At 70.0% G+C, this 9,695-nt stretch carries 7 protein-coding genes; 6 read left to right on the forward strand and 1 reads right to left on the reverse strand.

Features of this window, described 5'->3' with window-relative positions; genetic code table 11:
* The first annotated feature begins 36 nt into the window (after positions 1-36).
* The 3 genes from mmsA (at position 37) to IW249_RS18970 (ending at position 4,112) form a co-directional block, all read left to right on the forward strand.
* Positions 37-1,575: a multiple monosaccharide ABC transporter ATP-binding protein gene (gene mmsA, locus IW249_RS18960; protein WP_196921977.1), complete on the forward strand. Its 1,539-nt coding sequence runs from the start codon at positions 37-39 to the stop codon at positions 1,573-1,575.
* A complete protein-coding gene (gene mmsB, locus IW249_RS18965) occupies positions 1,572-2,822 on the forward strand; it encodes a multiple monosaccharide ABC transporter permease (protein WP_196921978.1) in 1,251 nt (416 codons plus the stop codon). Before mmsA ends, mmsB begins: the two co-directional genes overlap by 4 nt.
* A gap of 180 nt (positions 2,823-3,002) precedes the next feature.
* Entirely contained in the window at positions 3,003-4,112 is a 1,110-nt protein-coding gene (locus tag IW249_RS18970) for a DUF3103 family protein (protein WP_196921979.1), read from the forward strand.
* 49 nt (positions 4,113-4,161) lie between these two features.
* On the opposite strand, the gene IW249_RS18975 is transcribed toward IW249_RS18970, so the two are convergent.
* Positions 4,162-5,538, reverse strand: coding sequence for a CBM96 family carbohydrate-binding protein (locus IW249_RS18975; RefSeq protein ID WP_196921980.1), 1,377 nt, complete (start codon positions 5,536-5,538; stop codon positions 4,162-4,164).
* Between the two features lie 220 nt (positions 5,539-5,758).
* Between IW249_RS18975 and IW249_RS18980 the strand changes: the two genes are divergently transcribed.
* The 3 genes from IW249_RS18980 to IW249_RS18990 all read left to right on the forward strand — a co-directional run bounded on the left by IW249_RS18980 (position 5,759) and on the right by IW249_RS18990 (position 9,691).
* On the forward strand, positions 5,759-7,069 hold the full coding sequence (locus tag IW249_RS18980; RefSeq protein WP_307788633.1) for an MFS transporter: 1,311 nt from the start codon (positions 5,759-5,761) through the stop codon (positions 7,067-7,069).
* The gene (locus IW249_RS18985) at positions 7,066-8,049 is read left to right on the forward strand and encodes a TolB family protein (RefSeq protein WP_196921982.1); all 984 of its coding nucleotides are present in this window, start codon (positions 7,066-7,068) and stop codon (positions 8,047-8,049) included. The genes IW249_RS18980 and IW249_RS18985 overlap by 4 nt, the downstream gene beginning before the upstream one ends.
* Positions 8,050-8,164: 115 nt before the next feature.
* On the forward strand, positions 8,165-9,691 hold the full coding sequence (locus IW249_RS18990; protein ID WP_196921983.1) for an alkaline phosphatase D family protein: 1,527 nt from the start codon (positions 8,165-8,167) through the stop codon (positions 9,689-9,691).
* The last annotated feature ends 4 nt before the right edge of the window (positions 9,692-9,695 follow it).

Genomic DNA, 9,695 nt, shown 5'->3' on the forward strand with positions numbered 1-9,695 from the left:
GCGTACCGCGTCCAGACCTGACGGAGGACAGTGACAATGGACGACACCATCCTCGAGATGCGTCGCATCACCAAGACCTTCCCCGGCGTGACCGCGCTGGAGGACGTCACCCTCGCAGTGCGCCGCGGGGAGATCCACGCCATCTGTGGTGAGAACGGCGCCGGCAAGTCCACCCTGATGAAGGTGCTGTCCGGCGTCTACCCGTCCGGCTCGTACGACGGCGAGATCCTCTTCGACGGCAAGCCGATGCAGTTCCGTGGCATCCGCGACAGCGAGGCCAACGGCATCGTCATCATCCACCAGGAGCTCGCCCTGGTGCCGTACCTGTCGATCGCGGAGAACATCTTCCTCGGCAACGAGCGGCGCGGTCGCAGCGGGCTCATCGACTGGAACTTCGCCAACGCCGAAGCGGCGAAGCTGCTGGCGTCCGTCGGGCTGCACGAGAACCCGGTCACCCCGGTCATCCAGCTGGGTGTCGGCAAGCAGCAGCTGGTGGAGATCGCCAAGGCGCTGTCGAAGAAGGTGCGCCTGCTCATCCTGGACGAGCCGACCGCCGCGCTCAACGACATCGACTCGGCGCACCTGCTCGACCTGTTGCGGGCACTCAAGGAGCAGGGCATCACCTGCATCATGATCTCGCACAAGCTCAACGAGATCACCGCCATCGCCGACTCGACCACTGTCATCCGTGACGGGCGCGCGGTGGAGACCCTCGACATGAAGTCCGACGACGTGAACCAGCAGCGGATCATCCGGGGCATGGTCGGCCGCGACCTGGACAGCTTCTACCCCGACCGCGAGTCGTCCCCCGGCGACGAGGTCCTCCGCATCGAGGACTGGACGGTGCGGCACCCGGTCCAGGACCGGATGGTCGTCGAGGGCGTCGGCCTGTCCGTACGCGCCGGTGAGGTCGTCGGCATCGCCGGCCTCATGGGGGCCGGGCGGACCGAGCTGGCCATGAGCGTGTTCGGTCGGTCCTACGGGCGTGACATCCGGGGCCGGCTCTTCGTCCACGGGCGGGAGGTGCAGGCGCGCACCGTCGCCGAGGCGATCGACAACGGCATCGCCTACGTCACCGAGGACCGCAAGCGCTACGGCCTCAACCTCATCGACGACGTGCGGCGCAACGTGTCCGCCGCCGCGTTGGACCGGCTGTCCTGCCTGGGCTGGGTGAACGGCAACGAGGAGATCAAGGTTGCCGAGACGAGCCGCAAGGAGATGAACATCCGGACGCCGAGCGTCATGGCGGTGGTCGGCAAGCTCTCCGGCGGCAACCAGCAGAAGGTCGTCCTGTCGAAGTGGCTGTTCACCGACCCGGACGTGCTGATCCTCGACGAACCCACCCGCGGGATCGACGTCGGCGCCAAGTACGAGATCTACACGATCATCAACCGGCTGGTGGCCGCCGGTAAGGCGGTGATCGTCATCTCCTCCGAGCTGCCGGAGCTGCTCGGAATGTGCGACCGCATCTACACCCTCGCTGCCGGCCGGATCACCGGCGAGATGCCGGTGGCCGAGGCGACTCAGGAGAGCCTCATGGAGCTGATGACCAAGGACAAGGAGCTCGTCGGATGACAAGCATCAAGACCCCTTCGACGGAGCGCCCCACGCCGCCGGACAGCACGCCCACCGCCGCCCTGCACAGCGGGACGAGCGACCTGCGGGCGCTGGTGTTGAACAACCTGCGGCAGAGCGGGATCTACGTCGCCCTGGTCGTCATCGTCGCGCTCTTCGCGGTCCTGACCGACGGGGTGTTGCTGAGCCCCGGCAACATCACCAACATCGTCCTCCAGTACTCGTACATTCTGGTCCTCGCGATCGGGATGGTCATCCTGATCATCGGCGGGCACATCGACCTGTCGGTCGGATCGATCGTCGCGCTCACCGGGGCGGTCTCCGCCGTCCTGGTGATCCAGCAGGGCCATCCCTGGTGGATCGGCATCGTGGCCGCGCTGGCCGTCGGCCTCGCGGTCGGCGCCTGGCACGGGTTCTGGGTGGCGTACGCCGGCATTCCGGCCTTCATCGTGACCCTGGCCGGCATGCTGCTGTTCCGGGGTCTCACCCTGCGGGTGCTCGACAACATCTCGCTGTCGCCGTTCCCGTCCGAGTACCAGCAGGTCGCGGCGGGCTTCCTCAACGGCCTGCTCGGCGGGCAGGGCTTCGACGCCTTCACGTTGCTGATCGGCGCCATCGCCGTGGCCGGCTACGCGGTGAGCGGCTTCCGCACCCGCGTGGCGCGTATCCGCTACCAGCAGCCCGTCGAGTCGTTCCCGCTCTTCGTCGCCCGGGTCGTGCTGGTCGGCGCGGTCCTCATGTACTTCGCCTGGCAGTTGGCGCACGCCCGAGGGCTGCCGATCGTGCTGATCATCCTGGCGGTCCTGGTGCTGGTCTACGGCCTGCTCACCCGGCGTACCGTCTTCGGTCGCCAGGTCTACGCGATCGGCGGCAACCTGTCGGCGGCGGCGCTGTCCGGGGTGAAGGTCCGCACCGTCAACTTCTGGATGTTCGTCAACATGGGCTTCCTGGCGGCGGTGGCTGGCGTCATCTACTCGTCGCGGTCGAACGGCGCCCAGCCCGCCGCCGGCAACATGTTCGAGCTGGACGCGATCGCCGCGGCCTTCATCGGCGGCGCGGCTGTCACCGGTGGCGTGGGCACCGTGGTGGGCGCGATGGTCGGTGGTCTGATCATGGCGGTGATGAGCAACGGCATGCAGCTGATGGGCATCGACCAGTCGACCCAGTCGGTGGTGAAGGGTCTCGTCCTGCTCGTCGCGGTCGCCTTCGACGTCTACAACAAGCGTCGAGCCGGCACGGCCCGCTGACCCGGAGGTACGGACCGTCCCGGTGAGCCTGACGTGGATCAGGCCGCCGGGACAATCCGTTTGAGCATGGATCGCGACCGTAATACTTGTCATTGACCAACCCCGATACGTGGATGCGATCATCTCGCCACGCCCGCGTCGCCGGTCACGAGCCGGCGTCGCGACTGGAGAGGAGCCCGTATGCATCCCCGTTCGATCCGGCTCGCCGCGTTGTCGCTGGCACTGGCGGCAGCCACCCTGATCGCCGCGACCCCCGCCCAGGCCCGTCCTGCCGGCACCATCCCGGCCGCCGACGTCACCCCGTCCGACACCGGCCCGGTCTACTCGGCGACCGACCGACTCGCCCGCGAGGTGGCCGGTGCGCTCGCCGATTCCGCCACCCGGGGCCGAGTGCTCGCCGGCACGACCGCCGGTCCGGTGGATCTGCTGCGTGCCCGGTTGGGCTCCCGGGCGGACCGTGCCGCCCAGGCCGCCAACGAGGCGGTGCTGGCGGCGAAGGGCCTCCCGGCAGCAACCGGTTCCGTGCTGCAACTCCGGCTCGCGAGCTCCGCCACCAAGGCTGCGTCTGCGGCCCTTCCGCTCGTGGCGGCGGCCTCGACCGATGATGCGATGACCAGCGTGGCCGCGTACGACCCGGCGGGCGCACGGATTCTGCTGGACCCGGTCCGGGTGCCCGGCCGCGCGGTGCTGGTGGTCGAGGTCAACGTGGCCAGGGCGATGGAGCAGGGTCTCGCGCAGGTACGGCAGGAGTTGGCCGACCGAGGGCTGACCGGCGCGCGGGCTGCCCGGACGACGCAGGCCGGCTACTGGGCCACCAAGGTCAACGCCATCCGGCTCAGCAACGACCAGGAGACCTGGATCAAGGGCAGTGCGGAGATCTTCAACGTCGTGGCCGGGTTCGGGCTCGACGGCCAGCCGACGGTCAACGTCGTGGAGATGCCCTACCTGGACAACGACGGCACGGTCTACTACCCCAACCAACTGCTGGTCCACTTCAACACCTACAAGTACAACCTGGCCGACGTGGTGATGTGGGAGGACGACGGCGACACCAACTACCGCGACCTGGCCACGGCACTGATCACCGCCTTGCTGACCATCGTCGACTACGGCACCTACACCCCGCTGGTCACCGCGATCATCAACGCGATGCCGGCCAGTTGGTGGACCGACGACCCGGATTACGTCGACTCCTGGTACACCCTCAGCACCGGCAGCTCCGGCCGGCTCAACGGTGCGGCCGCCAACGGCTGGATGGACGTCACCCCGTACTGGGTGCAGCAGCTCTGAGCGAGAGTCGCCTCCCCCGGGCGCCGGCCTGGGGGAGGCGACCGACGGATCAGTGGCAGGTGGTGGTGCCGGTGTCGGTGTAGGTCTGGCCGGCCACCGGTACGAACTGCCAGTCGTAGCTGCCGGAGTGCAGGGTGAACTTCAGGACCCCGTACGCCGAGCTGTTGCGCGCCTCGCTGTTGGGCTGGATGGTGCCGAAGCCGTAGTGACTGGCGCCGCCCATCCCGGCCACGAAGCTGCGCAGACCCCGGCTGGAGTCGGCGCCACCGGCCGGGTTCATCGGAGCGAACCGCTCGTACACGTGGTTGTGCCCCCACACCACGACGTCGGCGTTGTAGTCGTAGAGGGCCTGGTACAGCGGACGCGTCGACGTCGACGGCGCGTGGTTGGAGCTGGACGTGAACAGCGGGTGGTGCCAGTACGCGATCGTGCACGGCTTGCTGCTGGCGGCCAGGTCCGCGCGCAGCCACTGCTCCTGTGTCGAACCGGCCGACATGCTGATGTTCGAGTTCAGCGACACGATGTGCCAGTTGCCGAGGTCGAACGAGTAGTAGCCGCGACCGCTCGGACCGGCGGACGAGCCGAAGTAGTTGTAGTAGCCGGTCGCGCCCGACGTGTTGTAGTCGTGGTTGCCCGGCGACGGGCGGGTGCGGGACTTGTGCCGACCCCAGGTGGGCTCGTAGTAGCTGGTGAACTGCGACGCCGTCCCGTTGTCATAGACGTTGTCGCCGGTGGTGAAGACCGTGCCCGGGATGCTGTCGAGCAGCGCCGCGGTGGCGCTGTCGCCGGAGCCCGAGTTGGCGATGTCGCCGGCACCCACGAACACCGGGTCGCCCGACGGGGGCGGGGTGGTCCCAGTGGTGACCACCAGTTGCGGAGCGTCCGCGCCGCTCTCGCGCGTGTCGTAGTAGGCGCCGTCACCGCTGGCCGAGGTGGCGCCGAAGCTGTACGTGCCGTTGCCGGTGACCGCGGCCGTGACGTCGACCTCGTACCAGGTGTTGCCGCTGACCGCGCCGATCGTGCCGAGGGTGGCCCCGTCGATGGCCGGCTGGTTGTTCCAGGTGGTGCCGGTCTCCGACCAGGTCGTGTTGGACATCCGGCGGAACGTACCACCGGCGTCGCTGCCGCTGTTGCCGCTGATCGTGCGCAGTCGCAGCTTGGCACCGGTCACCGTGCCGCTGACACCGCTCACCGTGAAGCGGAGGAACGAGCGCCGCACCGGCGAGTTGTCGACCACGACCTGCGTTGACGTGCCGTAGTTGGTGGCGGCCGTGTCGCTCTGGACGTAGGTGTCGGCGACCGGCGTGAACGTCACGCTCGCCGCCGACGCCGCGCCAGCGCCGGTCACGACGACGGCGGCGGTCGCGGCGACGATCACCGTGACCACCCCCAGCGTCACCGACGGACGGGGGAATCGAATGTCCATCCAGGACTCCTTACCTCGTGGGAAGAGCGCAAGGAATGTAGGAAGGTCGATGAGCCGGCGGGCGACGGGCGGGTGAACAGTGCGTCCCGCCAGGCGAACACCTCCGTGTTGGGAGCTCGTTCACCCGACCCTCGCCCGGATGCCACTCCCGGTCCGTTGTGCCTCCTCCACTGAGTACGGACGATGGCTGCCCGTCGACCGTCGATCCGAGGAGATGCGCGTGTACCTGTCGACCGTCTCCCGGCCGGCCGCCGAGGATCCCGACCCCGGGCCACGGCGCCGACGGTTCGCGTTGGTCAGCGGCAACGTCGTCGCACTCGGCACGGTCAGCCTGATCACCGACGTATCGGCCGAGATGGTGGCTGCCGTGCTGCCCCTCTATCTGGTGCTGGGCCTGCACCTCAGCCCGGTGGCCTTCGGCGTCCTGGACGGCGTCCACACCGGCGCCACAGCGCTGCTGCGGGTCGTCGGTGGTTTCGCCGCCGACCGGTTCCGGCGGCGCAAGTTGATCGCCGGCATCGGCTACACCCTCTCGGCGGTCGCGAAGCTCGGTCTGCTGCTCGCCGGCCGGTCGATACCGGCGATCGGCGCCGTCATCGCCGTCGACCGAATCGGCAAGGGCGTACGCAGCGCGCCGCGCGATGCGCTGATCACGCTCTCCACGCCACCCGAGGCGCTGGGTCGGGCGTTCGGGGTGCACCGGGCGATGGACAGCGTCGGGGCGTTCCTCGGGCCGCTCGCCGCGTTCGCGGTCCTGCTGGTCGTCGGGCAGTCCTACGACGCGGTCTTCGTCACCAGCTTCTGCATCGCGGCTCTCGCCGTGGTCGTGCTCGTGCTCTTCGTCCGCGAGCGGCCACCCGGCGAGGCGGCGGACGGCGGAACGGTGGACGGCGGGCCGTCGGACGGGCCGGGCGACCCGACTGTCTCCGTGCGCGAGGCGTTCGGTCTGCTGCGCGGCGGACCCGCCCGCCGGCTGGTGCTGGCCGCCGCCATGCTCGGGCTGGCCACCATCGGCGACGGCTTCGTCTACCTGTTGCTGCAACGCCGCGAGGACCTCGGCCTGCGCTGGTTCCCACTGCTCGCCGTGGGGACCAGCCTGGCCTACCTGCTGCTCGCCGCCCCGCTCGGCGTACTCGCCGACCGGATCGGCCGCCTGCCCGTGGTGATCGGCGGCTACAGCGCCCTCGGCGCGACGTACCTGCTGCTGGCCGGCCCGGTCGACGGCTGGCCCCTGATCGCGCTGACGCTGGCGCTGTACGGCGCGTTCTACGCGGCCACCGACGGCGTGCTCATCGCGCTCGCCGGCCCGGTGCTGCCGGCGCGGCTGCGGACCACCGGGATCGCGCTGGTGCAGACCGGGCAGGCCCTCGCGTACCTCGTCTCCTCCGTGCTGTTCGGGCTCGCCTGGCAGGCGTGGGGGCCGGAGAACGCGATCCGCGCGGCGGCCGTCGCCGTCGCCGGCGTGCTGGTCGGCACGCTCCTCCTGCTGGCCTCCCCGTCCCGTCTGACCACCCGGAAGGTGCCCCGATGACCGCGATGTCGAACCGAGCGAAGCTCGGCGTGGTGGTCGCCTCGGCCGTACTGCTGGGCAGCGTGGCCGCCGGCTACGTGGCCGTGGCGGCGGAACCCGCCTCGGCGCCGCCGCCCGCCACCGGCGACCAGGCGCTCACCCTGGCACCCGGCCCGCGCCTGTTGGCGATCACCGATCGGCACCTGTCCACAGTCGCGACAGCCGATCCCGCCGGGTCGCGTACGGTCTCCGGCCTGGAATGCCTCCGGGTGTACGCCGCCGCCGGCACCGGTGTCTGTCTGAAGCCGGAGACCGCGTGGTCGTACCAGATGGTCGTGCTCGACGCGGCGCTGCGCCAGACCCGGGCGATCAGCGTGCCGGGACTGCCGAACCGGGCCCGGGTCTCGGCGTCGGGCCGGATGGTCTCCTGGACCACGTTTGTCGGTGGTGACTCGTACACCTCCAGTGGCTTTTCCACCCGCAGCGGTATCCTCGACACCCGCACCGGCACCACGGTGGCCTCGCTGGAAGAGTTCGCGATCACCCGGGACGGCCGGGGCTACCGCAACGCGGACGTCAACTACTGGGGTGTCACCTTCACCGCCGACGACAACCGCTTCTACGCGACGATGGCGACCGGGGGCAGGAGGTACCTCGTCCGCGGTGATCTCGCCGCCCGTACCGTCGAGACGCTGAAGGACAACGTCGAGTGCCCGTCGCTGTCACCGGACGGCACCCGGCTCGCGTTCAAGGAGGCGATCGGCGCCGACCCGGCGAAGGGCTGGCGGCTGTCAGTCCTCGACCTGGCGACCATGCGGGTCACCGCGACCGCCGAGACCCGCAGCGTCGATGATCAGGCCGCGTGGCTGGACAGCGGGAAACTCGCCTACACGCTGCGTCGGGACGACGGCCAGCCCGACGTCTGGAGCGTCCCGGCGGACGGGTCCGGCGCGGCGACGCTGGCGATCCCCGGTGCCGAGTCGCCGTCCCCGCTCACCTGACGGTCCGGCCCCGGCGGCTCGGACACCTGAACGCCTTGGCGCGGACAGCATTCCGCCATGTCGGATTCCGCCCCGTACCCATCGCCGTTCATCGACGTTCCCGAGGCTGTTGACCATGACAAGGCTGAGCCGTCGCATCTTCGTCCTCAGTGGACTGGTGACCGCCGGAGTCGCTGTGACACCCCGCCAGGGTGCCCGCGCCGCGGTTCCGTACCCCTTCAAACTCGGTGTGGCGTCCGGTGATCCGGCGCCCGACAGCGTGGTCCTCTGGACCCGGCTGGCACCATCCCCGCTCAACGCCGACGGGCAGGGCGGCATGGCCAACGCCGACGTGACAGTGGAGTGGCAGGTGTCCACCACCGACCGGTTCACCTCGCTGGTCGCCTCCGGATCGGTGGTCGCCCGCTACGCCGACGCGCACTCCGTGCACGCCATCGCGGGCGGGCTCGCCGCCGACTCCGACTACTACTACCGGTTCCGGGCCCAGGGCCAGATCTCGCCGGTCGGCCGGACCCGGACCACCCCGGCGCCCAGCGCCTTCGGCCGCGACCTCGTGATGGCCTTCGCCTCCTGCGCCCACTACGAGGCCGGCTACTACACCGCCTACCGGCGGATGGCCGAGGACAACCCCGGCCTGATCCTGCACCTCGGCGACTACATCTACGAGGGTGGCGTCGGCACCTCCGCCGTGCGGCAGCACGTCGGCGCCGAGATCGTGTCGCTGGCCGACTACCGCCGCCGGTACGCGCTGTACAAGTCCGACCCGGACCTACAGGCGGCCCACGCGGCGGCTCCCTGGCTGGTGGTGCCGGACGACCACGAGGTGGAGAACAACTACGCCAACATGGTCCGCAACGACAGCAGCCCGACGCTGACCGCCGCCCAGTGGACCGCCCGGCGGACCGCCGCGTACCGGGCCTACTACGAGAACATGCCGCTGCGACCGGCGTCCGCCGCCAACGGCAACAGCATCCCGCTGTACCGGCGCATCCGGTGGGGGCAACTCGCCACCTTCCACATGCTCGACACCCGCCAGTTCCGCGACGACCAGGCCTGCGGGGACGGCTGGAAGGTCTGCGCCGACGCCGACCTGGCCTCCCGGTCGCTGACCGGCGCCGCCCAGGAGGCGTGGCTGCTCGACGGGCTGGCCCAGCGCTACGGCACCTGGGACATCCTCGGCCAGCAGGTCTTCTTCGCCCAGCAGCTCGACGCGAACGGGGCGGCGAGCATGGACGCGTGGGACGGCTACCGGGCCTCCCGCAGCCGCATCCAGACCGGCTGGCAGCAGCGCGGCGTACGCAACCCACTGGTGCTCACCGGCGACGTGCACCGGTCGTGGGCAAACGACCTCAAGGCCGACTACGCCAACCCCTCCTCGGCCACCATCGGCACCGAACTGGTCTGCACCTCGATCAGCTCGACCGGCAACGGCAGCGGCAGCACCACGGTCCCGAACGCGGCGGCCAACCCGCACCTGAAGTTCTACTCGGACCGGCGCGGCTACGTCCGTACCACCATCAGCCGTACCCAGGTCCGGGCCGACTTCCGCGCGGTGAACACGGTGACCGAGCACGGCGCGGCGGCGTCCACCGTGCGGTCGTTCGTCATCCTCGACGGCCAGCCCGGCCTGCAGGCCGGGTAAGGGA

Source organism: Micromonospora vinacea (assembly GCF_015751785.1).
Lineage (GTDB): Bacteria > Actinomycetota > Actinomycetes > Mycobacteriales > Micromonosporaceae > Micromonospora > Micromonospora vinacea.

Excerpts from the sequence above, each read along its gene's own strand:
- mmsA (WP_196921977.1), top strand. The coding sequence starts at position 37 with ATGGACGACACCATCCTCGAGATGCGTCGCATCACCAAGACCTTCCCC.
- mmsB (WP_196921978.1), top strand. The coding sequence starts at position 1,572 with ATGACAAGCATCAAGACCCCTTCGACGGAGCGCCCCACGCCGCCGGAC.
- IW249_RS18970 (WP_196921979.1), top strand. The coding sequence starts at position 3,003 with ATGCATCCCCGTTCGATCCGGCTCGCCGCGTTGTCGCTGGCACTGGCG.
- IW249_RS18975 (WP_196921980.1), bottom strand. The coding sequence starts at position 5,538 with ATGGACATTCGATTCCCCCGTCCGTCGGTGACGCTGGGGGTGGTCACG.
- IW249_RS18985 (WP_196921982.1), top strand. The coding sequence starts at position 7,066 with ATGACCGCGATGTCGAACCGAGCGAAGCTCGGCGTGGTGGTCGCCTCG.
- IW249_RS18990 (WP_196921983.1), top strand. The coding sequence starts at position 8,165 with ATGACAAGGCTGAGCCGTCGCATCTTCGTCCTCAGTGGACTGGTGACC.